We start from the raw sequence: 25,852 nt of genomic DNA, 5'->3' as shown, positions 1-25,852 counted from the left end.
AAGCAGTACGCGGAAAGGAAACCGCTTTTGCGGGGAAAACACAAACCCCCGGGGAGAGGTTCGAGACCGCAACAGGGCGGGAAACGTACGCGATTCGGACATAGGCCGCGGGTGTGTGGGACACCGGAAAAGCCGAGGGCATCGATCAGAGGTGCAGAAGCATGCGACTGTTGCCCAAGGTGTTCGGCTTCACCCGTTCGAGACCGAGGAACTCCGCGACGCCCTCGTCATAGGAACGCAGGAGCTCCATGTAGACATCGGTCTCGACCGGCGTCTCGCCGATCTCGGTGAACCCGTGCTTCGCGAAGAAGTCCACTTCGAAGGTCAGGCAGAAAACCCGGCTGACCCCGAGCGCGCGGGCGGTCTCCAACAACTGGGACAGCACCCGGTGACCGACGCCGATGCCCTTCAACTCGCGGTCCACGGCGAGAGTGCGCACTTCGGCGAGGTCCTCCCACATCACGTGGAGAGCCCCGCAACCGACCACCTCGTGGTCCGAGTCGCGTTCCGCGACCCAGAACTCCTGGATGTCCTCATAAAGGACGACCGGCGCTTTGTCGAGCAGGATCCGCTGCTGCACGTACTGGTCGAGCAGGCGGCGCAGCGCGGGAACATCGCGGGTGCGGGCACGGCGGATCGTCACTGTTTCTGCGTGTGCAGCGGAAAACTCTCCCATGGGCCCGGACGCTATCGCCCCGGACCGGCGGTGTGCTCGCCGGAGCCGTCTTCCCCTTCTCGCGCGGCGGGCGCGGCGGCCTCGGCTTCCGCGGCTTCCGCTTCCGCGGTCGCGACGACGGCGTCCGCCGCCTCGTCGTCGTGCTGGACGATCCTCACCGCGTCCCGGAGTGCCTCGCGCTGTTCCGCCGACATCATGCCGAAGAAGGCGACGAGGGCGGCCGCGGGGTTGTCGCTCGTCGACCAGGCTTCGTTCATCAGCGCGGCCGAGTAGGCGGGGCGGGTGGAGACCGCCGTATACCGATAGGCGCGTCCTTCCGCCTCCCGGCGGACCCAGCCCTTCTGATGAAGATTGTCCATAACGGTCATGACCGTGGTGTAAGCGATGGACCGTTCCTGCTGGAGGTCTTCCAGCACCTCCCGAACGGTGACCGGGCGGTTCCACTGCCACACCCGCGTCATGACGGCGTCTTCGAGATCTCCCAAGGGGCGAGGCACACCAGCACGATAGTGCGGATTGCGGTGAATTGCCCGGCCATACCGATGGCAACGCGCAGCAAATCGGGCGCACGGCCGCGGTGGCCGTACGCCCGTGGTGCCCGGGGGCCCTGGGGTGCCCGAAGGCTGCGGGGTGTTACTTCCCGGGCTGCCGGGCGGCCTCGGCCCGGGCGAGCACGGCGTCGACCGCCGCGTCCTCCTTGGCCTTGTTGGCGCCGCCCTGGGTCTTCACGATCGTCACGACGAGAGCGATGAAGAACGCGGCCATCACGATGGGGGGCACGAGCGCGGAGACGTAGTCCATGCCCTCAGCGTAGCTACCCGGCGGCGCGTCCCGCCGCCGGGGGCGGGGTGGGCTTGCGGCGCGGCGGAAACACCTCGCCGGGCGTGGGCACGGGCCGTTCCGGCTTCGGCCGGTCCTTGGGCTGCGGCGCCGGAACGGGCGGGCGCCCGCCCTGGCCGCCCCCCTGCACCCCGGCGAGCGTCAGCAGCCGGCTGCGGGGCGCGGGGGTGGTCGAGAGCCGTCTGCGTACGGAGCGCTCGGCGACGGCCCGGGCCCGGTCCAGCAGCGCGGCGGCGAGCGGGTTGGCCCGCAGGGCGCGCAGGGCGGCGAGGTCGTCCGGCACCGGCTCGTAACCGGCGGCCAGGGCGTCCTGGAGCAGCTCCAGGTACCCGGAGAGGCTGCCGGGGAGCGCGCGCCGGTAGCGGCCGAGATCCTCCAGGAGGAAGGCTCTGAGCCGGACCGCCTCCGCCACCGCGTCGTCCACCGCGCGCGCGAGGCGCAGGCAGTCCTGGACCTCCGCGGCCGGCAGGGGGGCCGAGGAGGACTGGAGGGCGTGGGCGAGCGAGCGCCTGAGCACGTGCAGCTCAGCAGGGCTGAACGCCATGCCGCCGCGGGATCCGTAGGGCGTGGGCATGGGCCGAAGATACTCGCTAATCGGACAAAAACCCCTGCTGATGAGCGGCGTCGGCGCGGCGGGCGCGCCGGCGCCGCCGGTCAGCCGGACTCTTTGACGGCGCGGAGGAAGTCGGCCCAGGCGGACTGGGTGGTGGCGAGCACGAGGTGCGCCGGGTCGGCGCGGTCGGCGACGCGCACGAGCGAACCGGGGGTCGCGGCGACGTAGACGCAGGCGTCCCCCTCGTCGCAGAACGAGGACTTCTGCCACACGGGCTGAGCGGTCATGGTGTCTCCTCCGGGCGCGGTCGCCGGTCATTCCTGTGAAGGGAAGGTAACGCCGCGGCGGCTTCGGGCCGGTGACATTGGCGGAATTCGGTGCGTCGTGCCCCCCGCGCGCCGGGGGCCCCCCGGCGGGGGGCGGGGGGCGGGGGCGGGCGCCCCCGCCCGGCGCCCGGGGCCCGCCCCGGGGGGGGGCCCTTTTTTTTCGTGTTTGTTTCTGCTCGGGGGGGGGGGGGGGGGGGGGGTGGGGGGGGGGTTGGGGGGGGGGGCCCCCCCCGGGGGGGGGGGGCCCCCCGACGGCGGGGCGCGGGGGCCGGGCGCGAGCGCCGCCGCCGGTCGCCGGGGCCCGGCAGCGGTGGCCTACAGGCGTGCCGTGAAGGCGGCCACGGCCTCCGCGACCTCCTGCGGCGTCCACGACAGGCCCGGCTCCGTCACCTCCAGCTCGGTCAGCGACAGGCCCGGCGGCCCGTCCTCGGACCAGCGGCGGAACAGGACCCGGCCGGTGTCCTCCGCCATCCGCAGGCCCGCCTCGGTCAGCCGGTCCGCCCCGTACGGGAGCCACACCTGGAACTGGTGGGTGTGCGGCACCTCCGGGTGGACGCGGAACCAGGGGGTCCCGGCCGCCTCGAAACCGTCCCGCAGGGCCCGCGCCACCATCCGCGCCTGCGCGACGTACGCCGGGAGGAGGGGCAGCTCCCGTTCCAGGCCGGCCAGGGCCGACAGAGCCTGCGGGAACTGCCGGAAGACCTGGCCGCCGTAGCGGTGGCGCCAGACCCTGGTCTCCTCCACGAAGGGCCGCGGGCCCGCCAGGCAGGCGCCGCTGAGGCCGCCGAGCGACTTGTAGAAGGACACGTACACCGAGTCCGCCAGCGCCGCGATCTCCGCGAGCGGGCGGCCGAAGTGCACCGTCGACTCCCAGAGCCGGGCCCCGTCGAAATGGACGACCGCGTCCCGCTCCCGGGCGGCGTCGACCAGCGCCTCCAGCTCCTCCCACGAGGGGAGCAGGAAGCCCGCGTCGCGCAGCGGCAGCTCCAGCATGAGCGTGCCGAAGGGCTCAGCGAGGTCCCGGACCTCGGCGGGCGTCGGCTGGCGCGGCTCGACCGTCGGGTGCGCCACCCGCAGGCCGGAGACCGCCGACAGGGCTCCGCCCTCCCAGCGCTCCGGGTGGGACATCGGGTGCAGGGCCACCACCGGGTTGCCGGTCCGCGCCGCCCAGCAGCGCAGGGCGACCTGCTGCGCCATCGTCCCGGTCGGGAAGAACGCCGCGTCCTCGGTGCCCAGCAGCTCCGCGACCCTGCGCTCCAGTTCCGCGACCACCCCGTCGCCGTACACGTCGGCCGGCTCGTCCATGGCGTACGGGGCGTCCCGGAGCAGATCCAGCAGCTCCTCCACCGTCGGCTCCAGAAGGCTCCGGGACAGGGTCCGGTCCGCCCCCTTCCAGGCCGCCACCAGCCGCTTCGTGCGCGCGGTGTCCTCGTCGTGCCCGCTGCTGTCCTCGTTCATAGCTCCCGATCATCGCCGACCGGCCACACGGGACGGCCCAGGGCCAGGGGCTAGCATGGCGGCGTATCGTCCGGTACCCCCCGCGGACTGGAACGGAAGGCCCTCCCCGCGTGAACCCATCACAGCAGCCCCGCCCTGCCCGGCTGGCCGTCGGCGTCGTAGGAGCCGGGCGGGTCGGCCCCGCGCTGGCCCGTGCGCTCCAGCAGGCCGGGCACGTGCCCGTCGCCGTGTCCGGAGTTTCCGACGCCTCCGTGCGCCGCGCCGCGCGGCTCCTGCCCGACGTACCGCTGGTTCCGCCCGCGCAGGTGCTGGAGCGGGCCGACCTGGTGCTCCTCACCGTCCCCGACGACGCGCTGCCGTCGCTGGTCGAGGGCCTCGCCGAGACCGGTGCCGTCCGGCCGGGCCAGCTCCTCGTCCACACGTCCGGCCGGTACGGGACCGCCGTGCTCGACCCGGCACGCCGGGCCGGCGCGCTGCCGCTGGCCCTGCACCCGGCGATGACCTTCACCGGCACCGAGGTGGACGTGCAGCGGCTGGCCGGCTGCGCCTTCGGGATCACCGCCCCCGACGAGCTGCGGCTCGCCGCCGAGGCGCTGGTCATCGAGATGGGCGGTGAGCCCGAGTGGATCGCGGAGGAGAACCGCCCCCTCTACCACGCGGCCCTGGCCCTCGGCGCGAACCACCTGGTCACCCTGGTGGCCCAGTCGCTGGAGCTGCTGCGCACGGCCGGGGTCGAGCGCCCCGACCGGATGCTCGGCCCGCTGCTCGGCGCGGCCCTCGACAACGCCCTGCGTTCCGGCGACGCCGCCCTGACCGGCCCGGTGGCCCGCGGGGACGCCGGTACGGTCGCCGCGCACGTCGCGGAGCTGCGCCGGCACGCGCCCGGCGCGGTCGCCGGTTACCTGGCGATGGCCCGGACCACCGCCGACCGGGCCCTCGCGCACGGTCTGCTCAAGCCCGAACTCGCCGAGGACCTCCTCGGGGTGCTCGCGGACGAGGACGGCAACGCATGAGCCGGCTGCTGCTGCACACCGCGGCCGAGCTGCACGCGCTGCCGCGCACCGGCCGCCGGGCCGTGGTGATGACGATGGGCGCGCTGCACGAGGGCCACGCCACCCTCATCCGCACCGCGCGGGAGCAGGCCGGGCCGGACGGCCAGGTCGTCGTCACCGTCTTCGTCAACCCGCTGCAGTTCGGGGCGGGCGAGGACCTCGACCGCTATCCGCGGACCCTGGACGCCGATCTCGCGATCGCCGGGGAGGCGGGCGCCGACGCGGTGTTCGCCCCGGCCGTCGAGGAGGTGTATCCCGGCGGCGACCCGCAGGTGCGGATCAGCGCCGGGCCCATGGGCGGCCGCCTCGAAGGGGCCACCCGTCCCGGGCACTTCGACGGGATGCTGACCGTCGTCGCCAAGCTGCTCCACCTCACCCGCCCCGACCTGGCCCTCTTCGGCCAGAAGGACGCGCAGCAGCTGGCGCTCATCCGGCGGATGGCGACCGATCTGAACTTCCCGGTGGAGGTGGTCGGCGTACCGACCGTCCGCGAGGAGGACGGGCTCGCGCTGTCCTCGCGCAACCGCTACCTGTCCCCCGCCGAGCGGCGCACCGCGCTGGCCCTGTCCCGCGCCCTGTTCGCCGGACGGGACCGGCTCGCCGCGCAGGCGGCGCTGCGGGCCCGCGCCGAGGCGTCCCCGGCCAGCGACGAGCGGGCCTCGGCGCTGGCGAGGCTGGGCGAGATCCGCGCCTCCGCGGACGCGCACGCCGTGTCGGCGGCGGGTGCCGGGCTGCCGGACGCCGTACGGGCCGCGGCGCGCCACGTGCTGGAGGAGGCGGGGCGCCACGAGCCGCCGCTGGTACTGGACTACCTGGCGCTGGTGGACCCGCGGGACTTCACCGAGGCCGCCCCCGGGTTCACCGGGCGGGCCGTCCTGGCCGTCGCCGCGAAGGTGGGCACGACCCGGCTGATCGACAACATCCCATTGGAGTTCGGAGCACACTCGTGAGCACCCCAGGCAGAGGCACCGCAGGCACCGGCGCCGGTACCGGCATACGGCTGCACGCCCCGGCCCCCGGCTGGTCCATCGACGCGGACGTCGTGGTCGTCGGCTCCGGCGTCGCGGGCCTGACGGCCGCGCTGCGCTGCGCGGCCGGGGGCCGCCGTACCGTCGTGGTCACCAAGGCCCGTCTCGACGACGGCTCCACCCGCTGGGCCCAGGGCGGCATCGCCGCGGCCCTCGGCGAGGGCGACACCCCCGAGCAGCACCTGGCCGACACGCTGGTCGCGGGCGCGGGCCTGTGCGACGAGGAGGCCGTCCGGCTGCTCGTCACGGAGGGCCCGGGCGCGGTGCGGCGGCTGATGGCCGCGGGCGCCGTCTTCGACACCTCGGCCGAGACGGGCGAGATCGAGCTGACCCGGGAGGGCGGCCACCACCGGCGCCGGATCGCGCACGCGGGCGGCGACGCCACCGGCGCCGAGATCTCCCGGGCGCTGGTCGGGGCGGTGCAGGCGGCGGGCATCGAGACGGTCGAGAACGCGCTCGTACTGGACCTGCTGCAGGACGCGGAGGGGCGTACGGCCGGCGTCACCCTGCACGTCATGGGCGAGGGCCAGCACGACGGGGTGGGCGCCGTCCACGCGCCCGCCGTGATCCTGGCGACCGGCGGCATGGGGCAGGTCTTCTCCGCCACCACGAACCCGTCGGTGTCCACCGGCGACGGGGTGGCGCTCGCGCTGCGGGCCGGCGCGGAGGTCTCGGACCTGGAGTTCGTCCAGTTCCACCCGACGGTGCTGTTCCTGGGCCCGGACGCCGAGGGGCAGCAGCCGCTGGTGTCGGAGGCGGTGCGGGGCGAAGGCGCGTACCTGGTCGACGCGGACGGCGTGCGCTTCATGACCGGGCAGCACGAGCTGGCCGAGCTGGCGCCGCGCGACATCGTCGCCAAGGGCATCATGCGCCGCATGCAGGAGCAGGGCGCCGCGCACATGTACCTGGACGCCCGGCACTTCGGGGCCGCGATGTGGGAGCAGCGCTTCCCGACGATCCTGGCCGCCTGCCGCGCGCACGGCATCGACCCGGTGACCGAGCCGATCCCGGTCGCGCCCGCGGCGCACTACGCGTCCGGCGGCGTCCGCACCGACCTGCAGGGGCGGACCACGGTCCCCGGTCTGTACGCGTGCGGCGAGGTCGCCTGCACCGGCGTGCACGGGGCGAACCGGCTGGCCTCGAACTCCCTGCTGGAGGGGCTGGTCTTCGCCGAGCGGATCGCCGACGACATCGTGGCCTCCCCGCCGGCCGGCAGCGGCCCCGGCGTCCCGGTCCCCGCGACCGGTCCGCTCCAGCCCTCCGGGGCGCGGTACGAGGTCCAGCGGATCATGACGGACGGCGCGGGCGTGCTCCGCTCGGCCGGCTCGCTGCGGACCGCGGCCGAGGCCCTCGAAGGGCTGTACGCGACCGCCCTGAACGAGCTGGAGGCGCACGGCAAGACCGCCGAGCCGGGCGTCGACACCTGGGAGGCCACGAACCTGCTGTGCGTGGCCCGCGTGCTGGTCGCCGCCGCCCGGCAGCGGGTGGAGACCCGCGGCTGCCACTGGCGCGAGGACCACCCCGACCGGGACGACGCCGACTGGCGCCGCCACCTCGTCGTCCGGCTCTCCGCGACCGAGAAGCGGGCCCTGGTCGTCACCCCCACCGACTCCGCGGACTTCCCGTCCGTACGACACCCCCTCACCACCCAGAGCCTGGAGCAGTGACCGTGAGCACCCCCGACGAACTCCCCCTGATCGACCGCACCGAAGGCGGCTGTGGCGACGACTGCGGCTGCGGTGACGGCGAGGAGACCGGCCTCGACCCGGCGCTGGCGCAGCTGCTGGCGGACGCCGGCCTGGACCCGGTCGAGGTCGAGGACATCGCGCACATGGCGCTCTCCGAGGACCTGGACGGCGGGGTGGACGTCACCACCGTGGCGACCGTGCCCGAGGAGGCCGAGGCCGTCGCCGACTTCGTGGCGCGCGAGGACGGCGTCGTGGCCGGTCTGCGCATCGCCGAGGCCGTGTTCTCCGTGGTCTGCACCGAGGCCTTCGAGGTGGAGCGGCACGCGGAGGACGGCGACGCCGTCAAGGCGGGGCAGCTGCTGCTCTCGGTCCGCGCCCGTACCCGCGATCTGCTGACCGCGGAGCGCAGCGCGCTGAACATCCTGTGCCGCCTGTCGGGCATCGCGACGGCCACCCGCCGCTGGGCGGACGTGCTGGACGGCACCACGGCCAAGGTCCGCGACACCCGCAAGACCACCCCGGGCCTGCGCGCGCTGGAGAAGTACGCGGTGCGCTGCGGCGGCGGCGTCAACCACCGCATGTCCCTCTCGGACGCGGCGCTGGTCAAGGACAACCACGTGATCGCGGCGGGCGGCGTCGCGCAGGCCTTCGCGGCCGTGCGGGAGGCCTTCCCGGACGTGCCCGTGGAGGTCGAGGTCGACACCCTGGAGCAGGTCGGCGAGGTCCTGGAGGCCGGGGCGGACCTGATCCTGCTGGACAACTTCACGGTGACGCAGACCGCCGAGGCCGTCGCCCTGGTGGCCGGCCGCGCGACGCTGGAGTCCTCCGGCCGCCTGACGCTGGAGTCCGCCCGCGACTACGCCCTGACCGGCGTGGACTACCTGGCGGTGGGCGCGCTGACCCACTCCTCCCCGATCCTGGACATCGGTCTCGATCTGCGCGAGGCGGTGTAACCCGTGCTCCTCACCATCGACGTAGGCAACACCCACACGGTCCTGGGCCTGTTCGACGGTGACGAGATCGTCGAGCACTGGCGGATCTCGACCGACCCGCGGCGCACGGCCGACGAGATGGCCGTGCTGATGCAGGGCCTCATGGGCATGCACCCGATGCTCGGCACCGAGCTGGGCGACGGCATCCACGGCATCGCGATCTGCTCGACGGTGCCGTCGGTCCTGCACGAGCTGCGCGAGGTCACCCGCCGCTACTACGGCGACGTGCCGGCGGTGCTGGTGGAGCCCGGGATCAAGACGGGCGTGCCCATCCTGATGGACAACCCGAAGGAGGTCGGCGCGGACCGCATCATCAACGCGGTCGCGGCGGTCGAGCTCTACGGGGGCCCGGCGATCGTGGTGGACTTCGGCACGGCGACCACGTTCGACGCGGTGTCCGCGAAGGGCGAGTACGTGGGCGGTGTGATCTCCCCGGGCATCGAGATCTCGATGGAGGCCCTCGGCGTACGGGGCGCCCAGCTGCGGAAGATCGAGCTGGCCCGGCCGCGCAACGTGATCGGCAAGTCCACGGTCGAGGCGATGCAGTCGGGCGTGGTGTACGGCTTCGCTGGCCAGGTCGACGGGATCGTCGCCCGGATGGCGAAGGAGCTGGCGGGCCCGCACGGCGACCCGGACGACGTCCGCGTGATCGCCACGGGCGGCCTGGCACCGATCGTCCTCGGGGAGTCCGCGGTGATCGACGACCACGAGCCGTGGCTGACCCTGATCGGCCTGCGGCTGGTGTACGAGCGCAACGCGCCCAACTTCGAGTGAGCGGGCGCGGCCCGCGGTGACCGGCGTCGCCCCCCGTCAGCTCCGCGGGGTGGCGCAGGTCCCGCCGGGCCCTGCGGGGTGCCGCAGCAGCCGCAGCAGGGCGGCCCGCCACGGATGGCCGGCCGGGCGTCCCTCCAGGACGGCCTCGGCCCGGGCGTGGGACCGGACCGCGCGCAGGGCGGCGACGTCGTCCCGGCCGGGGGGCGGGGGCATCGGGTCGCCGTGCCGGGAGGCACGGTAGGTGTCGATGAGGTACTGCTCGATGGCGCTCATGCCTCCACCCTGACCCCGGTCCGGCGTCCCCGCCCGTCGATTGACGGCGGCCGTCAATCGACGCCGGGGGGCGGGTCCCGGCGGGGGGCCGGTAGGCCGTCCGGCCCCGCCCCCCGTGCCCCGCGAGGCGGTCCCACCGGCAGAATGGGCTGATGAGCGTCACCATCGACATCGCCGGGCTCCCCGCGGAGCGGATCGTCTTCGCGCCCTCTCCGCTGGCGGAGCTCTGCATGGCCCTGCACGCGCTCGCGCAGCCCTCCCACCACCCCCGGCTGACCTCCTGGACGACCGCCACCGCCGCCGCCCTGGACCCGGACCTCGCGGACCGGCTGCTGGAGGCGGACTTCATGTGGCGGAGCTCCTTCTCGGACCTCTTCATGGCCTTCGCCGGAACCCCCGGGGGAAGCGGCCGGCCCGCCGCGACCCTGGCCGGGGAGCTCGACGTCCTCGACCGGATGGACGACGAGCAGTTCGTGATGGCGGCCCTGGAGCACTGCTGGCTGGCGCTCTACAACGTGGGCGGCGGTCCCTCGCCGCTCACCGACCCGGGGGCCCGGGCCAGGGCCCTGGAGGCGGCCGCGGCCCGGGGCCCGCGCCAGCTGGCCTTCTCGGTCCGGCTGCTGGACGACACCGCCGGGGTCCGGGTGTGGATGCGGCGGCTGCTGGAGGACTGCGACGCGGCGTTCTTCGCGGAGACCTGGAAGCGGATCGAGCCCGGGCAGAGCGCCGACGCGCGGCACAAGGCGGAGGTGCTGCGGCGCAAGGGCCTGCCGGCCGCGCTGAAGGAGGTCTCCTCCGCGCTGAGCGTCGACGAGGCGCTGACCACCGTCACCGCCGACAAGATGGTGAACGGCTCGACCACCGCCACCGATCCGCGAATAGGCAGCGGCCTGGTCCTCGTGCCGACCAACTTCGGCTGGCCGCACCTGCTCGTGCTGCACGCACCGGGGTGGCGGCCGGTGATCCACTATCCGCTCGGCTCACCCGCACCGGCCTCCGCGCCGGGCTCGGTGGAGCTGTTGCAGCTGCGGATGGAGGCGCTGGCGCATCCCATGCGGATGCGGCTGTGCCGGAGCCTGGCCCGGGCCCCGTACACGACGAGCGAGCTGGCGGCCGTGTACGGGATCACCGCGCCGGAGGTGTCACGGCACCTGGCCGTCCTGAAGAGGGCCGGGCTGATGCACACGCGGCGCCAGGGCCGTTACGTCCAGCACCAGTTGGACCTGACGGCCGTCGCCCGCATCGGGTCGGACTTCATCGAGGGCATCCTGCGCTGAGGACCCGGCCGGGGCCGGCGCCCCCCTTCGTGGTCGGCACATGGCCTGAACCTGCCCGGACCAGGCCCGACCTTGGCCGAACGGGGCCTGGGTTTGGCCTGTTTCGATCGGCGCAGATTCACCGATATACGGAATTCATAAACCGGAATCAGTGAAAACTCTGGCCAGAGTGGCCACTTGCTGTTTAACGTGCCACCACCGCTGCCACCGGCCCTCGCGCACGGTGCACCGTCCCACCGCTCCACCTGACCTGCCCTGCTCGTCTTTGTCGTGGAAGGACCTACATGCCCTCACGCCGTATAGCCGCAGCAACCGCCGCCCTGGCGGCCGCGGCCCTTGTCTCCCCCCTGCTGCTCGCCGGGCCGGCCGGTGCCACCGGCAGCCCGCAGAGCGACCGCGCCAAGGGTGACGCGCTGGCGAAGAAGCTGGTCAAGGAGGCGACCGGTAAGGGAGCCAACAACCACCTGAAGGTCTTCCAGGCGATCGCCGACTACAACAAGGGCACCCGCGTGGCCGGCTCCAAAGGCCACGTGCAGTCCGCCCAGTACGTCGAGGCCGTGATGCGCGCCTCCGGATACAAGGTCACGAAGAACGAGTTCGACTTCGTGTACGTCGAGACGGTCGCCGAGACCCTCACGGTGAACGGCTCCAACGGGCGCGACGTCCCGATCCACCTGATGACGTACACGAAGAGCGGCCCGGAGGGCGGCGTCACCGCCCAGCTGGCGGTCGCCCCGGTCGACGCGGACGGCACCAACGGCTGCGAGCCCGGCGACTTCGCCGCCGGCGCCTTCACCGGCAAGATTGCCCTGGTCAAGCGCGGCGGCTGCGCCTTCGCGGTCAAGCAGGAGAACGCGGCGGCGGCCGGCGCGGTCGGCGCGATCATCTTCAACAACACCGAGGGCGCCCTGAACGGCACCCTCGGCGACCCGGCCGCGGGCAAGGTCCCGACCGGCGGCGTCACCCAGGCCGAGGGCGAGCGGCTCGCCGCCGACGCCGCGGCCGGCCCGGTGGAGGTCACCCTCGACATCCGCGAGCTGCGCGAGAACCGCAAGACGTACAACGTGGTGGCCGAGACCCGCGGCGGCGACGCGGACAACACCGTCTTCCTCGGCGCGCACCTCGACTCGGTCGCGGTGGGCCCGGGCATCAACGACAACGGCTCCGGCTCGGCCGGCATCCTCCAGGTCGCGCAGCGTCTGGCGAGCAGCCAGACGAAGATCAAGAACAAGGTCAAGTTCGCCTGGTGGTCGGCCGAGGAGTTCGGCCTGCTCGGCTCCGAGGCGTACGTCGCGGGCCTGACCGACGCGCAGAAGAAGCAGATCAAGCTCTACCTGAACTTCGACATGATCGGCTCGCCGAACGCCGCGTACTTCGTCTACGACGGCGACGACTCGGACGCGACCGGCTCGGGCCCCGGCCCGGCGGGCTCGGCCCAGCTGGAGAAGGGGATCACCGACTTCCTCGACTCGAAGAAGATCCCGCACGCCGGCACGGACTTCTCCGGCCGCTCGGACTACGGCCCGTTCATCGAGGTCGGCATCCCGTCCGGCGGCACGTTCACCGGCGCCGAGGGCATCAAGACGCCCGAGGAGGCCGCGAAGTTCGGCGGTCAGGCGGGTGTCGCCTACGACGTGAACTACCACGGCAAGGGTGACGACATCAACAACATCGACCAGAAGGCGCTCGACATCAACGTCGACGTCATCGCGGACGCGGTCGGCCACTACGCGCACGACCTGGCCCCGCTGACGAAGCCGGTCGTCTCGGTGCCGACCCCCGGCGGCAGCGGCGGCGGCGGTGGCCTGCACCCGGGCCACGACGAGGTCAAGCAGTAGGCAGCAGCCGGAGGCGGGTGGCCCACAGCGGTCGCCCGCCTCCGGTGAGGAGGGGCCGCGATCCCGTGGGGATTGCGGCCCCTCCGGCGTGCCCGGCCCCTCCGGCAGCCCCGCCGGAGTCCCCTCGGCCGCGCCGCCCGTCAGGTCCCGGCGGCGCCGCCGTCCCCGGGCCACGCCGGGATGCCCACCGGCTGGACCAGCCAGCCGAACGCGCCCAGGCCGGCCGCGGACGTCAGCTCCGCCGCCTCGCCGGCCGCCGCCAGGGCGCGGACGTACGCCGCCGGATCCGTGGAGGCCAGCGCCAGCGGGGGCCGGGCCCCCGAGACGCCGAGGGCGGCCAGGGCCTCCCGCTGGGTCAGCAGGACCGCTCCCGGCCCGGCGCACGCGTCCAGGGCCACGTGGGCCGTGACGTCGCAGCCGCCGTCCGGAACCGGCGCCACCTCCCGGCCCGCGCGAAAGCCCGCCAGCGTCCCGTACGGGGGCCGCGCCTCCCGTACGTGGGCGTAGTCCACCGCCACCGCCAGGCCCCGCTCCACGGTGGCCACGGCCGCCGCCCAGGCCTCGTCCCGGGTGCGGCCCACCTCCGCGCGGCCGCCGCCCGGCCACCACCGCTCCAGCCAGGCCCGGTCCGCGTCGTCGAGGGGGCCGCCGGGGGTCTCCGTGCCGTCCGGCGCGACCAGGACGTAGCGCCCGTCCTCCGTCACCTCCAGCGGCACGTTGTCCAGCCACTCGTTGGCGAAGAGCAGCCCGGTCGTCCGCTCGGGCGGGGCGGCGCCCCAGCCGATGCCCGGGTCGAGCCCCGGCGGCCGCTCCGCCCGCTCCACGGCGTACGGGCGCACCCGCGCGGCCGTCCGCGCCGGCAGCGCGGCGAGCACCCCGGTCAGCAGTTCCCCCCGCCCGGCGCCCACGTCGACCAGGTCCAGCGCCGGCGGGTGCCCGAGGGCGGCGTCCACCCGGAGCAGGAGCCGGGCCACCGCGCCCGCGTACAGTCCGGAGGCGTGCACCGAGGTGCGGAAGTGCCCCGCGGGCCCCGGGCCGCCCGGCCGCACGTAGAAGCCGCCGGGCCCGTACAGCGCGGCCTCCATCGCCGCCCGCCACCGGACCGGAATCATTCGTTCACCCTGGGTGCTCATCACGCAAAGGCTAAGCTCAGGGTCCACCTTCGGGAGTACGCCCCCGGTGCAAGGTCGCACCTGTGGTTGACTCCAGCACCTATCTCCTTTCCCTACGCTGGGTTACGTGCAGCGCCTCTACGAATTCCTCCGCAGACACCCGACGGGCGTCGACAGCTTCTGGGCCGTCTTCTTCTTCGGGTTCTCGATGCTGAGCGTGGCGTCGATGAGCGCGAGCACCGGCCACCGGCTCGCAGCGGTCCCCGTGACCCTGGCGATGACCGCCGTCGTGGCGCTGCGCCGCAAGTGGACGCAGGCGATGTTCTGGCTGGCCCTCGGCGCCGGCCTCTACCAGCTCGGCCTCGGCATCGAGGCGCAGTTCACCGACGTCGCCATGCTCGTGATCCTGTACACCGTGGCCGCCGGCGACCTCCCGCGCTGGGTCTCGCGCACCGCGCTGGGCGTCGGCCTGCTGGCCTCGCCGCTGTACTTCCTGCGCTTCGGCGTGGACAAGGGCCTCAGCGACCCGGAGAGCGTCCTGTTCGCCCTGTTCGTCATCGTCCCCTTCGCCCTCGCCTGGGTGGCCGGCGACTCGCTGCGCACCCGCCGGGCCTACTACGCCCAGCTGATCGAGCGCAACGAGCGGCTGGAGAACCAGCGCGAGGCGCAGGCCAAGGTCGCCGTCGCCGCCGAGCGCGCCCGGATCGCCCGCGAGCTGCACGACGTGGTCGCGCACAACGTCTCGGTGATGGTGGTCCAGGCCGACGGAGCCGCGTACGTCATGGACGTGGCCCCCGAGCAGGCCAAGGAGGCCCTCCAGACCATCTCGGGCACCGGCCGCCAGGCCCTCGCCGAGATGCGCCGGCTGCTGGGCGTGCTGCGGACCGGCGAACCCGAGGAGTCCGAGGACTACGTGCCGCAGCCGGACGTCGAGCAGATCGAGGTGCTGGTCGAGCAGGTGCGGGCGGCCGGGCTCGCGGTGGACTTCGAGGTCGAGGGCGCGCCGCGCAAGCTGCCCAGCGGGGTGGAGCTGACGGCGTACCGGATCGTCCAGGAGGCACTGACCAACACGCGCAAGCACGGCGGCCCGGAGGCGCGGGCCAGCGTCCGGCTGGTCTACTTCGACGACGGCCTGGGCCTGCTCGTCGAGGACGACGGCCGGGGCGCCGCCCACGAGCTGTACGAGGACGGCGGCGCCGACGGGGCCGGGCACGGGCTGATCGGCATGCGCGAGCGGATCGGTATGGTCGGCGGAACCCTGGACACCGGGCCGCGGCCGGGCGGCGGCTTCCGGATCAGCGCGCTGCTTCCCCTGAAGAAGAGTTGACCGTGAAGTTCTTGGAGTTCTTGAAGTTGAAGAGGACGAGGTAACTGATGTCCATCCGCGTGATGCTCGTCGACGACCAGGTGCTGCTGCGCACCGGCTTCCGCATGGTGCTCGCCGCCCAGCCGGACATGGAGGTCGTCGCCGAAGCGGGCAACGGCCTGGAGGCGCTGGAGGTGCTGCGGGCCACCAAAGTGGACGTGGTGCTGATGGACGTCCGCATGCCCAAGCTCGACGGGGTCGAGGCGACCCGGCGGATCTGCGAGCCGCCCGAACACCCCAAGGTGATCATCCTGACCACCTTCGACCTCGACGAGTACGCCTTCTCGGGCCTGAAAGCGGGCGCGAGCGGCTTCATGCTGAAGGACGTGCCGCCCGCCGAGCTGCTGGCGGCGATCCGCTCGGTGCACAGCGGCGACGCGGTCGTCGCCCCGTCCACGACGCGGCGGCTGCTGGACCGGTTCGCGCCGATGCTGCCGACGACCACGGAGGAGCCGCGGAACAAGGAGGTCGACCGGCTGACGGAGCGCGAGCGCGAGGTCATGCTGCTGGTCGCCCAGGGCCTGTCGAACGGCGAGATCGCGGCCCGGCTGGTCCTGTCGGAAGCCACCGTCAAGACGCACGTGGGCCGCATCCTGACCAAGCTCGGGCTGCGCGACCGCGTCCAGGTCGTCGTCCTGGCGTACGAGACGGGCCTGGTCCGCGCGGGCGGCGGCCCGGCGGCCGGCTGACGGCTGTCCCGCGGTCCCCGGCGGGCCGGGGACGACGGGGCAGCCCTCGGGCGGCTCCGGCCGGCGCTCAGCCGGTTCCGGCCGGCCCTCCCGGGCCGGGGCCCTCGTCGGTTCCGGCCGGGCCCCGGGTCATCCAGCGGTCCGGGCGGGCCGCGGCCCGGGAGGTGCGCGAGCGGGCGGCCTGGGCGTGCAGCAGCTCCGCGGCCTCGGCCGCGTCGCGCAGCCGGGCCGTCACCGTGCCGTTCGCACCGGTGTCGACGTGGACGTCGGCCAGGCCGCGGGCCCGCGTCCAGGGGCCCTGGGAGAGGCGGACGCTCTGCACCCTGGCGTGCGGGACGATCTCCGTACGGCGGCACAGGCGGCCGTGCCGGGCGGCGAACACGTCCGGGGAGACGGCCAGGGCGTAGCCCTTCCACCACAGCGGAACCACCCAGCGCGACCCGGAGCGCGGGGAGCCCTCGAAGGCGAGCGCCGCGAGGTCCACCCCCGGCAGGACCCGGGAGATCACGGCGTACGCGGCGTCCCGCGAGGCCACCGGGACCAGGACGTCGTTCTTGGAGCCCGCCACGGCCAGCTCCACGCGGACCCAGTTCCGCCGCCGCCACAGCAGCGGCTCCACGATCCGTACGGTCTGCACGCGCCCCGGCGGCACGGTCTCGTGCGCCCGGTCCAGCAGCCCGTGGTCCAGGCGCAGGCCGTCGGGGGACTCCGCGACCGTCCAGTCGTACTCGGTGAGGAACCGGCCGACGCTGCCCGCCCACACCGCGCCGAGCATCGGGAGCAGGGTGACGACGGCCGCCCACGGGCTGGAGCTGATCCACCAGACGCACACCGGCGCGACGATCCCGCCCGCCAGCGCCGCGAGCACGCTCAGGCTCAGCACGAGGGAGACGGCGATGTCCCGGGGGGTGACCCGCAGCAGCTCCCGCTCCGGGGCCTGGCCCAGCGTCACGGCCTCCTCGGGGGTGAAGCCCGCCGCCCGGGCGAGGAGTTCGGCGCGCAGGGCGACGGCCTCCTTCTCGCTCAGGAAGGCGAGCTCGTCCTTGTCGTCGGTCCCGATGACGTCGAGCCGCAGGGAGGCGACCCCGGTGAGCCGGGCCAGCAGCGGCCGGGTGACGTCCACCGCCTGGAGCCGGTCGAGGCGGATGTGCGCGGTGCGGCGGAAGAACAGGCCGGTGCGGATGCGCAGTTCGGTGCCGGTCACCGCGAAGTGCGTGAACCACCAGCTCAGGAAGCCGTACGTGCCGAAGACGAGGACCAGCGCGAGCACGGCGAGGACGCGCAGCAGGGCGGACAGGTCCGCCACCCACTCCCCCGCCCGGTCGCCCTGCTGGACGATCACGCCGACGGTGGCGGCGATGGGCACCCAGGCGCGGCGCAGCGGGGTGAAGGGGTGCAGCCGCCGCTCGGAGGCCACCTCGGCGGAGGGCACCTCGGCGGAGGGCGGCTCGGGGTAGGGCGGCTCGGGGTAGGGCGGTTCGGCGGAGGGTGCGGGACCGTCCGCCACGCCGCCCCCCGGCTCCGGGGCGGTCCGGGCGGCCGGCGGTTCGCCGGCCGCCGGACCGGTGGTCACCGGCTCGTCCCCCGCCCGGGCCGGGGTCACAGGCCCGCCGACCTTGCCTCGCCGAGCGCGGTGAGCCGGTCGCGGAGCCGTTCCGCCTCGGCGGGGACCAGCCCCGGGATCTTGGCGTCCGTCGCCGCGGCCGCCGTGTGCAGCTGGACGGAGGCCAGCCCGAAGCGGCGCTCCAGGGGGCCCGAGGTCACCTCGACCAGCTGCATCCGCCCGTACGGGACCACCGTCTGCTCCCGCCAGAGCACGCCCCGGCTGATCAGCAGGTCGTCGGAGCGCTCCGCGTACCGCCACGACCGCCAGTTCCGGCCCAGCATCACCCAGCCCCAGGCCAGCACCGCGAGCCAGAACGCCCCGGCCACCGCCCACGCCGGGCCGGCCGCCAGGCCGAGGACGACCGCCGTCACCGCCGCGAGCAGCGTCATCCAGATCACCAGCAGCAGCCGCCTGAGCGTGAGGAGCCCGCCCGGCAGCCCCACCCACTCGGGCCCGCCCGTCCCACCCGATGTCCCCGTTTCCATGCGTCCACCCTAGGCGGGCGGGCCGCCGATCCGGACGGATCGACGATCCCTCCCCTCCTGCTGAGACAATGCCCGCATGACGGAGACCACGGTCGGCATCGGCGGCGCGGCGGAGAGCACCGACATGGTGCTCAACATCGGCCCCCAGCACCCTTCCACGCACGGCGTCCTGCGGCTGCGCCTCGTCCTGGACGGGGAGCGGATCGTCAGCGCCGAGCCGGTGGTCGGCTACATGCACCGCGGCGCCGAGAAGCTCTTCGAGGCCCGCGACTACCGGCAGATCGTGATGCTCGCGAACCGCCACGACTGGCTGTCCGCGTTCTCGAACGAGCTGGGCGTCGTCATGGCGGTCGAGCGGATGCTCGGCATGGAGGTCCCCGAGCGGGCCGTGTGGATGCGGACCCTGCTGGCCGAGCTGAACCGGGTGCTGAACCACCTGATGTTCCTCGGCTCGTACCCGCTCGAACTGGGCGGGATCACCCCGATCTTCCACGCGTTCCGCGAGCGCGAGGAGCTCCAGGCCGTCATGGAGGAGATCTCCGGCGGCCGCATGCACTACATGTTCAACCGCGTCGGCGGCCTCAAGGAGGACCTCCCGGCGGGATGGCTCGGCCGGGCCCGCGCCGCGATCGCCGACGTCCGCACCCGGATGGACGTCTACGACAAGCTGGTCCACGGGAACGAGATCTTCCGCGGCCGCACGCGCGGCGTGGGGGTGCTGTCCGCCGAGGCGGTGCACGCGTACGGGGTGTCCGGCCCGATCGCCCGCGCGTCGGGCGTCGACTTCGACCTGCGCCGCGACGAGCCGTACCTGGCCTACGGCGAGCTCCAGGACGTCCTGAAGGTGGTCACCCGCACCGAGGGCGACTGCCTGGCCCGCTTCGAGGTCCTGCTGGACCAGACCCACAACGCGCTGGACCTGGCCGTCGCCTGCCTGGACCGGATGGCCGAGCTGCCGCCGGGGCCGGTCAACCAGCGCCTGCCCAAGGTCCTCAAGGCGCCCGAGGGGCACACGTACGCCTGGACCGAGAACCCGCTCGGCGTCAACGGCTACTACCTCGTCTCCAAGGGCGAGAAGACCCCGTACCGGCTGAAGCTGCGCAGCGCCTCCTTCAACAACATCCAGGCGCTCGCCGTGCTGCTGCCCGGGCAGCTCGTCGCGGACATGGTGTCGATCCTCGGCTCGCTCTTCTTCGTCGTCGGAGACATCGACAAGTAATGCCCGCCGGGGATGACGGGACAGCCCTTAAAGTGGCCGGATGATTCCCGGCATACGCGCCGACTACCTGCGGCGGCTCGGCGTCCCCGATCCGGGCGCCCCCTCCGCCGAGGGGCTGTTCGCCCTCCAGCGGGCCCACCTGGAGCGCGTCGCGTACGACAACGTCGGCATCCAGCTCGGCCGGCCGCCCGGGATCGACCCCGAGCGGTCGGCGCGGCGCATCGCCGCCGGGGGCGGCGGCTACTGCTTCCACCTCAACGGCGCCTTCGCGCTGCTCCTCGCGTCCCTCGGCTACGACGTGACCCGCCACCTCGGCGGCGTGAACGCCGACCCCGCGTCCCGCGCGGTGAGCGGCGACCACCTCGCCCTGACCGTCCGGGTCGGCGGGGAGGCCTACTTCGTGGACGCCGGACTGGGCGACGGCCCGCACGAGCCGCTGCCGCTGCGGGCGGGCACGTACGAGCGGGGCGGCTTCCGGTACGTGATGGAACGGCTGGAGCCGCTGGACGGCGAGGGCCCGGGCTGGACCTACCGCAATCCCGGCGGGCCGATGCCCCGGGTGAACTTCCGCGACGCCCCCGCGGCCACGGCCGACTTCGCGGCGAAGCACACCTGGCTCTCCACCGCCGCCGAGTCGCCCTTCGTACGGACCTTCGCGCTGCTGCGGCGGGACGCGGACGGTGTGGACGTGCTGCGGGGCCGGGTGCTGAGCAGGATCGATCCCGTGCGGGGGACGAGCGAGCGGGAGCTGGCGGGCCCGGAGGAGTTCCGCGCGGCGATCGAGGACGTCTTCGGACGGCGGCTCGACGACCTGACCCCGGCGGACCGGTCGGCGCTGTGGGCCGCGGCGCGGCGGGCCCACGAGGCGTGGCTGACCCGGAAGTCCGCCGGCGCCTGACCCCGCCCGGGTCGGACGCCGGCTCCGTACGGGCCCGCCCGGTCCGTACAGGTCAGCTCAAGTCCGTGCGGGCCCGCTCAAGTCCGTGCGGGCCCGCTCAAGTCCGTGCGGGCCCGTGCCGGTCCGCACAGGGCCGTCCCGGTCCGCACAGGTCCGCTCGGGTCCGCTCAGGGCGGGGCCGGGGGGTGGACCGGGCCGGCGATGTCCGTGCGGCAGGGCAGACTTGGGGTCATGTCCCACTCCCCTCGCCGGGCCTGCCCGGCCTGCGGCCGCGACTGCGCCGTCACCGCCGGCCGGATCGCCCGCCACGACCCTCCCGGCGGAAGCGGGCGCGGCGACCTGGTGTCCTGCCCCGGCTCCCGGGCCCGGGTGGTGCTCGGCGCCTCCGCGCCGACCCTGGACGGCTTCGTCCTGTCCGAACACCCGGGGCAGCTCCCGCTGTTCTGACGCCTCAGCGGCCGCCGAGCACGCCGATCAGCCGGGAGCTGCTGCCCGCTCCGGAGCCGGCGGCGACGCCGCGCCGGTAGAGGTCGGCGTGGGCGGCCGGGATCCCCGTGTCCACGCCGGAGATCCAGGCGGCCTGCGCCCGGGCCTTCGCCCACGGGGAGGAACTGGCGGCGCCGAGGTCGCCGCCCAGGTCGCGCGGAGCCGCACTCCACTGCTGGTGGCGGGCACCCCTGGCCTGACTGATCAGGTCGTACGCGGTCGGGGCGGGCGGCCGGGTCCGGCGGCCGGGGTCCGCGCCCGGACCGGAGCCGCCGCGGAACCGCGTATCGCGGGCGTATCGAGAATCCGATACGCCCGCGCAACGGCCCGCCGTGTCCCATGGAGCCATGAACCTCGACCCCACCCCGTCCGCGCCGCCCCGCCGCACCCGCACGATCGTGTTCCTCGGCCTGGCGGTCCTCGGCCTGGCGGGAGCCGTGCTCGCCGTGCGGCGGCCGCTGATGATGTCCGCCCCCATGTGCATGGCCGGACGCTGGCACGGCTGCCTCGACACGTTCAACGGCGTGGTGCTCATGACGCTGGTCACGCTGCCCCTGGCCGTGCTGGTGGCCTGGGCGCTGGCGGTCCGCCGGCGGGCCGCCGGCGCCACCTCCGCCTGGCGGACGTCGCTGGCCGAGGTGGGCATGGTCCACGGGACGGTGCCGTTCGTGTGGATGACGTTGATGCCGGGCTCCGGGGCCGGCGTCGTCCCGGGCCGGCTGAGTTTCGTACCGCTGCGGGACCTGGTCACGATGGGGCCGCTCGGGATCGCCGGAAACCTGCTCGTCCTCGCGGCGCTGGGGTTCTTCGCCCCGATGCGGTGGGCGTCGCTGGCGTCCGTGCCGCGGGTCCTCGCCCTCGGAGCGGGCTGCTCGGTCCTCGTGGAGAGCGCCCAGTACGTCCTGCGGCTGGACCGGGTGTCCTCGGTGGACGACGTCCTGGTCAACGCCGCCGGCGCCGCCGTCGCCGCGCTGGCCTCGCGCCGCTGGTGGCGCACCACGGCGCAGGCCCGGCCGGAGCGGCTCCGCCCCGCGCACGAGCCCGCGCCGACCCCCGAGCCCGCGACCCCGCCGACGGGCTGACCCGCACCTCCGGTCGGCGCGGCCCCACCACGCGGCGAGGCGCCGTAGCCGGCGTCGTGCGCCCGCCGGGGACTGCGGGACAGCCCTTAGGCTTCGGCCATGCGCGTACTGATCGTGGAGGACGAGCCGTACCTGGCCGAGGCCGTCCGGGACGGTCTGCGGCTGGAGGCGATCGCCGCCGACATCGCCGGTGACGGCGACTCCGCCCTGGAACTGCTCGGCGTCAACTCCTACGACCTCGCGATCCTGGACCGCGACATCCCCGGCCCCTCCGGCGACGAGGTCGCCCGACGCATCGTCGCCTCCGGCCGCTGCCTGCCGATCCTCATGCTGACCGCCGCCGACCGGATCGACGACAAGGCCTCCGGGTTCGGGCTCGGGGCCGACGACTACCTCACCAAACCGTTCGAGCTGCGGGAGCTCGTCCTGCGGCTGAGGGCGCTCGACCGCCGTCGCGCCCACGCCCGGCCCCCGGTCCGCGAGATCGCCGGCCTGCGGCTCGACCCCTTCCGCCGGGAGGTCTTCCGCGACGGCCGCCACGTCGCGCTCACCCGCAAGCAGTTCGCCGTGCTGGAAGTCCTCGTCACCGCCGAGGGCGGCGTCGTATCCGCCGAAGAACTGCTGGAGCGGGCCTGGGACGAGAACGCCGACCCCTTCACGAACGCCGTGCGCATCACCGTCTCCGCCCTGCGCAAACGGCTCGGCGAACCGTGGATCATCGCCACGGTGCCCGGGGTCGGCTACCGGATCGACGCCGGCGGGCAGAACAACGGAAGCGGCAAAGGGCCCGGCGCCGTCCACGGCGGCACCACCCGTGCGTAGACGCCCGGGGCTCAGCGCCCGCCTGAAACTCACCCTCAGCTACGCCGGGTTCCTCCTCCTCGCCAGCGCCCTCCTGCTGGCCGTGGTGTGGATGTTCCTGCTGCGCTACGTGCCGGACAACTCCAAGGGACTGCTCGGGGTCTCGCCCAACCGCTACCTCCTCGTGCACACCTTCGCGCCCGCCGCGGCCGCGGCACTGGCCTTCCTGCTCGTGTTCGGCCTCGTGGGGGGCTGGATCCTCGCCGGCCGGATGCTCGCCCCCCTCACCCGGATCACGGACGCGGCACGGACGGCGGGGAAGGGGTCGCTGTCGCACCGGATCCGGATGACGGGACGCACGGACGAGTTCCGCGAACTCTCCGACGCCTTCGACTCGATGCTCGACCAACTGGAGTCCCACGTCGCCGAGCAGCGGCGCTTCGCCGCGAACGCCTCCCACGAGCTGCGCACCCCGCTGGCGATCTCGCGGACGCTCCTCGACGTCGCCCGCAAGGACCCCGCGCGGGACCGGGACGAACTCGTCGAGCGCCTGCATGCCGTCAACACGCGGGCCATCGACCTCACCGAGGCCCTGCTGCTGCTGAGCCGCGGCGACCGCGGGAGCCTCGCCCGCGAGGACGTCGACCTGTCCCTCCTCGCCGAAGAGGCCGCCGAGACCCTGCTCCCCCTCGCCGAACGGCGCCGGATCGCGCTCGACGTCACCGGAGGGCCGGCCCCGGCCGGCGGCTCCGCCGAGCTCCTGCTGCGGATGGTGACGAACCTCGTGCAGAACGCCGTCGTCCACAACCTTCCCGCCGGCGGCACCGTCACGGTCCACACCGAGGCGTACGGCGCGACGAGCGTGCTGCGGGTCGGGAACACGGGCCACCGGATCCCCGCCGCGCTGCTGCCGACCCTCACCGAGCCCTTCCAGCGCGGTACGGAGCGCGTACGAACCGACGAGCACGCCGGCGTCGGCCTCGGGCTGGCCATCGTGCACAGCATCGTCCGGGCCCACGACGGGACCCTGGACCTCGCCCCCGGCCCCGCCGGCGGACTCCTCGTCACGGTCCGGCTCCCCGCGACGCCTCCCGTACGCGACGGCCTCAAGGGCCGCCGGGCCGTCAACGCTGCGGGGTCCTAGGAGATCGCGGTGCGCAGCCGAGCCACGTCGATCGGCTCGGTCTCGTCATGGGCGGTCAGGTCGATGACCTGGCCCACCGCGCGGGTCTCCGCGGTCGCCGGCTTGAACCGGGGCTCGGCGGTGGTCTGCGCGGCGTCGGCCTTGTGTGCCGCGAGGGCCTCGGCGCCGACGACGTCGGCCAGGTCCTCGTTCTGCACGGCCTCGATCACCGCGCGGGCCTGCGCCGCGTTCTTGGTGCCGAAGAAGTCGAAGCCGCCCTCGACGCGGGACGTCGTACGCCGCTGGGCCGCGTACGGGGCGACCGCGGCGGCGAGCCGGCGCGCGGGCACCGCGTCCGCGCCGGACAGCGCCGGACGGACGTGGGCCCGGGCCGCGCCGGAAGCGGGATCGGCGGCCGCGCCGGAAGCGGGCGCCGGACCCGGGGCGGGAGCCGGGGCGGGAGCACCGGACGCCGGAGCGGGGACCGGCGCCGGGACACGGGCGGCCGGCGGCCGGGGCGGACCCGGCAGGACCGGGGTCTTCGCCGCGCGGGCCAGCGCCCCGAGGGCCGCGTTGGCCCGGGCGTAGCCGACCGGGGTGGGCGCGCCGGCGGCGGTGCGCTCCTCGGAGACGGCGGGGAGTTCCTTCGGCGCGGCCGGGGCCGCGGCCGCCTCGACGGCCAGCAGCCGGCGGCGCTCCAGGGCGCTCGCCCGCTCGGTCTCGGCGGTGGCGTACCGGCGCAACAGCGCCGCGTGCTCGCCGCGCAGACCGGCCAGTTCCACGCGCTTGGCCCGCAGCTTGGTGTCGAGCTTGGCCCGCAGCACGCGGGCCTCTTCGAGGTCGGATTCGAGCTCGGCTATCCGCTCGTCCGTCTTCCACTCGTCCTTGACCCGCTCGCGCGCCAGCTCCGCGACCCGGCGTCCCGCCGACTGGTCCCAGGCGCGCATGACGACGGCTCCGGCGATCCCCGCGGTGGCCGTAACGGCCACGAGCAGCCGTAGCGCCAGCGGTTCGGCGAGCAGCCAGGCCGCGCCGGCGCTGACGGCGGAGACACCGGCGACGGTCGTCGGCGTGAGCAGCCGGTGCAGGGGTTCTGGATTGCGGTGGCGTCCACGGGGCATGGCCAGAAATTTACAGGGCGTTGAGGCCGCGTGGGGTACCCGCCCGGCAAATCCTTGCCGGGCGGTTACCGCACATTTCTCCACCAACCGCGTAACTGCTACTTCCGCACGAGGCCCTTGGACTCCAGGTAGGCCTTCGCCACGTCCGCCGGCTTGGCGCGCTCGGCGTCCACCTTGCGGTTGAGGTCGATCAGGTCGGCCGTTGTGAGCGCCTTGGTCAGCTTGTCGAGCGCGGCCGCGACCTCCGGGGCGCCCGCGTCCTTGGCGTTCACCACGGGCAGGATGTTGTCGGCGTTCTGAAGCTTCTTGTCGTCCTCCAGCAGGACCAGGCCGTAGCCGTCGAGGGTGGCGTCCGTGGTCGTGGTCAGCACGAGCTGGTCCGCGCCGTCCTTGACCGCCTGCTTGGACTGCGGGGTGCCGACACCCTTCGGGTCGATTCCGGCCACCTGGATCCCGTACGTCTTCGTCAGCCCGGGGGCGCAGAAGGGACGGACGGCGCATTCGTCCCCCGCCGCGATCTTCACCTTCAGGCCGGACGTGCCGAGGTCGGACAGCGTCTTCAGGTTGTTCTTCCGGGCGAACTCCCCCGTCACCGCGAAGGCGTTCTGGTCGACGGCGCCGCCGGCCGGCAGCGCCTTCAGGCCCAGCGGGCCGGCGAGCTTCTCCAGCGCCGCCACGGTCGCCGCGACGTCGCTGGAGGCGACCGGCTTCTCCTCCGGCGCCTTCGCACCGTTCACCTTGGCGTTGAGGAACTCCGCGAGGGTGGCCGCGTACTCCGGGACGACGTCGATCTCGCCCTTCTCCAGCGACGGTTCGTACAGCTCGCGGTTGTTGACCGTCTTGACGGAGGTGCTGTAGCCCGCGTCCTTGAGGACCTGCGCGTACAGCTCCGCGAGCACGTTGGCCTCGGTGAAGCCGGCCGAGCCGACCACCAGGCTGCCCTTGCCGCCTCCCGCGGAGGGCTCGGCGGAGCCGGAGCCGCCGTCCTTGCTCTTCTCCAGGCTGTCGCCGCCGCACGCGGCCAGCGACACCGTCAGCGCCAGGGCGCCCAGGGACGCGCCGAGGACGCGCGTGGTCTTGCTCATGGGG

The 25,852-nt window shown here is 74.2% G+C and carries 28 protein-coding genes; 15 read left to right on the top strand and 13 right to left on the bottom strand.

What is annotated here, in order from left to right; genetic code table 11:
* Window positions 1–145: 145 nt before the first annotated feature.
* From ACFWW8_RS18040 to ACFWW8_RS18015, 6 genes are all read right to left on the bottom strand, one after another.
* Window positions 146–676, bottom strand: a complete 531-nt coding sequence (locus tag ACFWW8_RS18040; protein ID WP_386529820.1) for an amino-acid N-acetyltransferase — start codon at window positions 674–676, stop codon at window positions 146–148.
* 11 nt (window positions 677–687) lie between these two features.
* Complete coding sequence (locus ACFWW8_RS18035; RefSeq protein WP_386529819.1) at window positions 688–1,173, bottom strand: BlaI/MecI/CopY family transcriptional regulator; 486 nt, start codon at window positions 1,171–1,173, stop codon at window positions 688–690.
* Between the two features lie 136 nt (window positions 1,174–1,309).
* Window positions 1,310–1,477, bottom strand: coding sequence for a hypothetical protein (locus tag ACFWW8_RS18030; RefSeq protein WP_386529818.1), 168 nt, complete (start codon window positions 1,475–1,477; stop codon window positions 1,310–1,312).
* 13 nt (window positions 1,478–1,490) lie between these two features.
* Window positions 1,491–2,090: a hypothetical protein gene (locus ACFWW8_RS18025; protein ID WP_386529816.1), complete on the bottom strand. Its 600-nt coding sequence runs from the start codon at window positions 2,088–2,090 to the stop codon at window positions 1,491–1,493.
* 80 nt (window positions 2,091–2,170) lie between these two features.
* Entirely contained in the window at window positions 2,171–2,356 is a 186-nt protein-coding gene (locus ACFWW8_RS18020; RefSeq protein ID WP_386529815.1) for a DUF397 domain-containing protein, read from the bottom strand.
* A gap of 354 nt (window positions 2,357–2,710) precedes the next feature.
* A complete protein-coding gene (locus ACFWW8_RS18015) occupies window positions 2,711–3,853 on the bottom strand; it encodes a threonine aldolase family protein (RefSeq protein WP_386529813.1) in 1,143 nt (380 codons plus the stop codon).
* Window positions 3,854–3,963: 110 nt separating this feature from the next.
* On the opposite strand from ACFWW8_RS18015, the gene ACFWW8_RS18010 reads away from it, so the two are divergent.
* The 5 genes from ACFWW8_RS18010 to ACFWW8_RS17990 are packed head-to-tail and all read left to right on the top strand — an operon-like array spanning window position 3,964 to window position 9,387.
* The gene (locus ACFWW8_RS18010; RefSeq protein WP_386529811.1) at window positions 3,964–4,866 is read left to right on the top strand and encodes a Rossmann-like and DUF2520 domain-containing protein; all 903 of its coding nucleotides are present in this window, start codon (window positions 3,964–3,966) and stop codon (window positions 4,864–4,866) included.
* Window positions 4,863–5,855 (top strand): pantoate--beta-alanine ligase, encoded by a 993-nt coding sequence (gene panC, locus ACFWW8_RS18005; RefSeq protein WP_386529810.1) that lies wholly within the window; start codon window positions 4,863–4,865, stop codon window positions 5,853–5,855. The genes ACFWW8_RS18010 and panC overlap by 4 nt, the downstream gene beginning before the upstream one ends.
* Window positions 5,852–7,600, top strand: a complete 1,749-nt coding sequence (locus ACFWW8_RS18000) for an L-aspartate oxidase (protein WP_386529808.1) — start codon at window positions 5,852–5,854, stop codon at window positions 7,598–7,600. Before panC ends, ACFWW8_RS18000 begins: the two co-directional genes overlap by 4 nt.
* Before the next feature lie 2 nt (window positions 7,601–7,602).
* Window positions 7,603–8,574 carry a carboxylating nicotinate-nucleotide diphosphorylase gene (gene nadC / locus ACFWW8_RS17995; protein ID WP_386529806.1) on the top strand — a complete coding sequence of 324 codons (972 nt, stop codon included), beginning with the start codon at window positions 7,603–7,605 and terminating at the stop codon, window positions 8,572–8,574.
* Between the two features lie 3 nt (window positions 8,575–8,577).
* Window positions 8,578–9,387 carry a type III pantothenate kinase gene (locus tag ACFWW8_RS17990; protein ID WP_386529805.1) on the top strand — a complete coding sequence of 270 codons (810 nt, stop codon included), beginning with the start codon at window positions 8,578–8,580 and terminating at the stop codon, window positions 9,385–9,387.
* Between the two features lie 36 nt (window positions 9,388–9,423).
* Here ACFWW8_RS17990 and ACFWW8_RS17985 read toward each other — a convergent pair whose 3' ends face one another.
* The gene (locus ACFWW8_RS17985; protein WP_386529803.1) at window positions 9,424–9,660 is read right to left on the bottom strand and encodes a hypothetical protein; all 237 of its coding nucleotides are present in this window, start codon (window positions 9,658–9,660) and stop codon (window positions 9,424–9,426) included.
* Between the two features lie 152 nt (window positions 9,661–9,812).
* On the opposite strand from ACFWW8_RS17985, the gene ACFWW8_RS17980 reads away from it, so the two are divergent.
* Together ACFWW8_RS17980 and ACFWW8_RS17975 are read left to right on the top strand one after the other, a co-directional pair.
* Window positions 9,813–10,937 (top strand): DUF5937 family protein, encoded by a 1,125-nt coding sequence (locus ACFWW8_RS17980; protein WP_386529802.1) that lies wholly within the window; start codon window positions 9,813–9,815, stop codon window positions 10,935–10,937.
* A 284-nt stretch (window positions 10,938–11,221) separates the two neighbouring features.
* Complete coding sequence (locus ACFWW8_RS17975; protein ID WP_386529801.1) at window positions 11,222–12,775, top strand: M28 family metallopeptidase; 1,554 nt, start codon at window positions 11,222–11,224, stop codon at window positions 12,773–12,775.
* 140 nt (window positions 12,776–12,915) lie between these two features.
* On the opposite strand, the gene ACFWW8_RS17970 is transcribed toward ACFWW8_RS17975, so the two are convergent.
* On the bottom strand, window positions 12,916–13,908 hold the full coding sequence (locus ACFWW8_RS17970) for an SAM-dependent methyltransferase (protein ID WP_386529800.1): 993 nt from the start codon (window positions 13,906–13,908) through the stop codon (window positions 12,916–12,918).
* Between the two features lie 106 nt (window positions 13,909–14,014).
* On the opposite strand from ACFWW8_RS17970, the gene ACFWW8_RS17965 reads away from it, so the two are divergent.
* Window positions 14,015–15,214, top strand: a complete 1,200-nt coding sequence (locus tag ACFWW8_RS17965) for a sensor histidine kinase (RefSeq protein ID WP_386529798.1) — start codon at window positions 14,015–14,017, stop codon at window positions 15,212–15,214.
* A 47-nt stretch (window positions 15,215–15,261) separates the two neighbouring features.
* On the top strand, window positions 15,262–15,942 hold the full coding sequence (locus tag ACFWW8_RS17960; RefSeq protein ID WP_386529796.1) for a response regulator: 681 nt from the start codon (window positions 15,262–15,264) through the stop codon (window positions 15,940–15,942).
* A 67-nt stretch (window positions 15,943–16,009) separates the two neighbouring features.
* On the opposite strand, the gene ACFWW8_RS17955 is transcribed toward ACFWW8_RS17960, so the two are convergent.
* Complete coding sequence (locus tag ACFWW8_RS17955) at window positions 16,010–17,515, bottom strand: PH domain-containing protein (RefSeq protein WP_386529794.1); 1,506 nt, start codon at window positions 17,513–17,515, stop codon at window positions 16,010–16,012.
* Between the two features lie 26 nt (window positions 17,516–17,541).
* Window positions 17,542–18,033 (bottom strand): PH domain-containing protein, encoded by a 492-nt coding sequence (locus ACFWW8_RS17950; RefSeq protein ID WP_386529793.1) that lies wholly within the window; start codon window positions 18,031–18,033, stop codon window positions 17,542–17,544.
* A 76-nt stretch (window positions 18,034–18,109) separates the two neighbouring features.
* Between ACFWW8_RS17950 and ACFWW8_RS17945 the strand changes: the two genes are divergently transcribed.
* The 3 genes from ACFWW8_RS17945 to ACFWW8_RS17935 all read left to right on the top strand — a co-directional run bounded on the left by ACFWW8_RS17945 (window position 18,110) and on the right by ACFWW8_RS17935 (window position 20,597).
* Window positions 18,110–19,252, top strand: a complete 1,143-nt coding sequence (locus ACFWW8_RS17945; RefSeq protein WP_386529791.1) for an NADH-quinone oxidoreductase subunit D — start codon at window positions 18,110–18,112, stop codon at window positions 19,250–19,252.
* A 40-nt stretch (window positions 19,253–19,292) separates the two neighbouring features.
* A complete protein-coding gene (locus ACFWW8_RS17940) occupies window positions 19,293–20,150 on the top strand; it encodes an arylamine N-acetyltransferase (RefSeq protein WP_386529789.1) in 858 nt (285 codons plus the stop codon).
* Between the two features lie 231 nt (window positions 20,151–20,381).
* Window positions 20,382–20,597 carry a hypothetical protein gene (locus ACFWW8_RS17935; RefSeq protein WP_386529788.1) on the top strand — a complete coding sequence of 72 codons (216 nt, stop codon included), beginning with the start codon at window positions 20,382–20,384 and terminating at the stop codon, window positions 20,595–20,597.
* 4 nt (window positions 20,598–20,601) lie between these two features.
* Here ACFWW8_RS17935 and ACFWW8_RS17930 read toward each other — a convergent pair whose 3' ends face one another.
* Window positions 20,602–20,985 carry a hypothetical protein gene (locus ACFWW8_RS17930; protein WP_386529786.1) on the bottom strand — a complete coding sequence of 128 codons (384 nt, stop codon included), beginning with the start codon at window positions 20,983–20,985 and terminating at the stop codon, window positions 20,602–20,604.
* Here ACFWW8_RS17930 and ACFWW8_RS17925 point away from each other — a divergent pair.
* From ACFWW8_RS17925 to ACFWW8_RS17915, 3 genes are all read left to right on the top strand, one after another.
* The gene (locus tag ACFWW8_RS17925; protein ID WP_386529784.1) at window positions 20,984–21,718 is read left to right on the top strand and encodes a VanZ family protein; all 735 of its coding nucleotides are present in this window, start codon (window positions 20,984–20,986) and stop codon (window positions 21,716–21,718) included. The two genes, ACFWW8_RS17930 and ACFWW8_RS17925, sit on opposite strands and share 2 nt — an antisense overlap.
* Window positions 21,719–21,817: 99 nt before the next feature.
* Complete coding sequence (locus ACFWW8_RS17920; protein ID WP_386529783.1) at window positions 21,818–22,540, top strand: response regulator transcription factor; 723 nt, start codon at window positions 21,818–21,820, stop codon at window positions 22,538–22,540.
* A complete protein-coding gene (locus tag ACFWW8_RS17915) occupies window positions 22,533–23,663 on the top strand; it encodes a sensor histidine kinase (protein ID WP_386529781.1) in 1,131 nt (376 codons plus the stop codon). The genes ACFWW8_RS17920 and ACFWW8_RS17915 overlap by 8 nt, the downstream gene beginning before the upstream one ends.
* Here ACFWW8_RS17915 and ACFWW8_RS17910 read toward each other — a convergent pair.
* Both ACFWW8_RS17910 and ACFWW8_RS17905 read right to left on the bottom strand, forming a co-directional pair.
* Window positions 23,660–24,763 carry a hypothetical protein gene (locus ACFWW8_RS17910; RefSeq protein WP_386529780.1) on the bottom strand — a complete coding sequence of 368 codons (1,104 nt, stop codon included), beginning with the start codon at window positions 24,761–24,763 and terminating at the stop codon, window positions 23,660–23,662. The two genes, ACFWW8_RS17915 and ACFWW8_RS17910, sit on opposite strands and share 4 nt — an antisense overlap.
* 98 nt (window positions 24,764–24,861) lie before the next feature.
* On the bottom strand, window positions 24,862–25,848 hold the full coding sequence (locus ACFWW8_RS17905) for a glycine betaine ABC transporter substrate-binding protein (protein WP_386529778.1): 987 nt from the start codon (window positions 25,846–25,848) through the stop codon (window positions 24,862–24,864).
* Window positions 25,849–25,852: the final 4 nt, after the last annotated feature.

The sequence above is a fragment of the Streptomyces sp. NPDC058701 genome, assembly GCF_042715295.1.
Classification (GTDB): Bacteria; Actinomycetota; Actinomycetes; order Streptomycetales; family Streptomycetaceae; genus Streptomyces.
Note: the sequence above shows the minus strand (reverse complement) of the source record. Positions and strands in the feature narration are given on the sequence as shown.

Excerpts from the sequence above, each read along its gene's own strand:
- ACFWW8_RS18040 (WP_386529820.1), bottom strand. The coding sequence starts at position 676 with ATGGGAGAGTTTTCCGCTGCACACGCAGAAACAGTGACGATCCGCCGT.
- ACFWW8_RS18030 (WP_386529818.1), bottom strand. The coding sequence starts at position 1,477 with ATGGACTACGTCTCCGCGCTCGTGCCCCCCATCGTGATGGCCGCGTTC.
- ACFWW8_RS18025 (WP_386529816.1), bottom strand. The coding sequence starts at position 2,090 with ATGCCCACGCCCTACGGATCCCGCGGCGGCATGGCGTTCAGCCCTGCT.
- ACFWW8_RS18020 (WP_386529815.1), bottom strand. The coding sequence starts at position 2,356 with ATGACCGCTCAGCCCGTGTGGCAGAAGTCCTCGTTCTGCGACGAGGGG.
- ACFWW8_RS18015 (WP_386529813.1), bottom strand. The coding sequence starts at position 3,853 with ATGAACGAGGACAGCAGCGGGCACGACGAGGACACCGCGCGCACGAAG.
- panC (WP_386529810.1), top strand. The coding sequence starts at position 4,863 with ATGAGCCGGCTGCTGCTGCACACCGCGGCCGAGCTGCACGCGCTGCCG.
- ACFWW8_RS17985 (WP_386529803.1), bottom strand. The coding sequence starts at position 9,660 with ATGAGCGCCATCGAGCAGTACCTCATCGACACCTACCGTGCCTCCCGG.
- ACFWW8_RS17980 (WP_386529802.1), top strand. The coding sequence starts at position 9,813 with ATGAGCGTCACCATCGACATCGCCGGGCTCCCCGCGGAGCGGATCGTC.
- ACFWW8_RS17975 (WP_386529801.1), top strand. The coding sequence starts at position 11,222 with ATGCCCTCACGCCGTATAGCCGCAGCAACCGCCGCCCTGGCGGCCGCG.
- ACFWW8_RS17970 (WP_386529800.1), bottom strand. The coding sequence starts at position 13,908 with ATGAGCACCCAGGGTGAACGAATGATTCCGGTCCGGTGGCGGGCGGCG.
- ACFWW8_RS17960 (WP_386529796.1), top strand. The coding sequence starts at position 15,262 with ATGTCCATCCGCGTGATGCTCGTCGACGACCAGGTGCTGCTGCGCACC.
- ACFWW8_RS17950 (WP_386529793.1), bottom strand. The coding sequence starts at position 18,033 with ATGGAAACGGGGACATCGGGTGGGACGGGCGGGCCCGAGTGGGTGGGG.
- ACFWW8_RS17945 (WP_386529791.1), top strand. The coding sequence starts at position 18,110 with ATGACGGAGACCACGGTCGGCATCGGCGGCGCGGCGGAGAGCACCGAC.
- ACFWW8_RS17940 (WP_386529789.1), top strand. The coding sequence starts at position 19,293 with ATGATTCCCGGCATACGCGCCGACTACCTGCGGCGGCTCGGCGTCCCC.
- ACFWW8_RS17935 (WP_386529788.1), top strand. The coding sequence starts at position 20,382 with ATGTCCCACTCCCCTCGCCGGGCCTGCCCGGCCTGCGGCCGCGACTGC.
- ACFWW8_RS17925 (WP_386529784.1), top strand. The coding sequence starts at position 20,984 with ATGAACCTCGACCCCACCCCGTCCGCGCCGCCCCGCCGCACCCGCACG.
- ACFWW8_RS17930 (WP_386529786.1), bottom strand. The coding sequence starts at position 20,985 with ATGGCTCCATGGGACACGGCGGGCCGTTGCGCGGGCGTATCGGATTCT.
- ACFWW8_RS17920 (WP_386529783.1), top strand. The coding sequence starts at position 21,818 with ATGCGCGTACTGATCGTGGAGGACGAGCCGTACCTGGCCGAGGCCGTC.
- ACFWW8_RS17910 (WP_386529780.1), bottom strand. The coding sequence starts at position 24,763 with ATGCCCCGTGGACGCCACCGCAATCCAGAACCCCTGCACCGGCTGCTC.
- ACFWW8_RS17905 (WP_386529778.1), bottom strand. The coding sequence starts at position 25,848 with ATGAGCAAGACCACGCGCGTCCTCGGCGCGTCCCTGGGCGCCCTGGCG.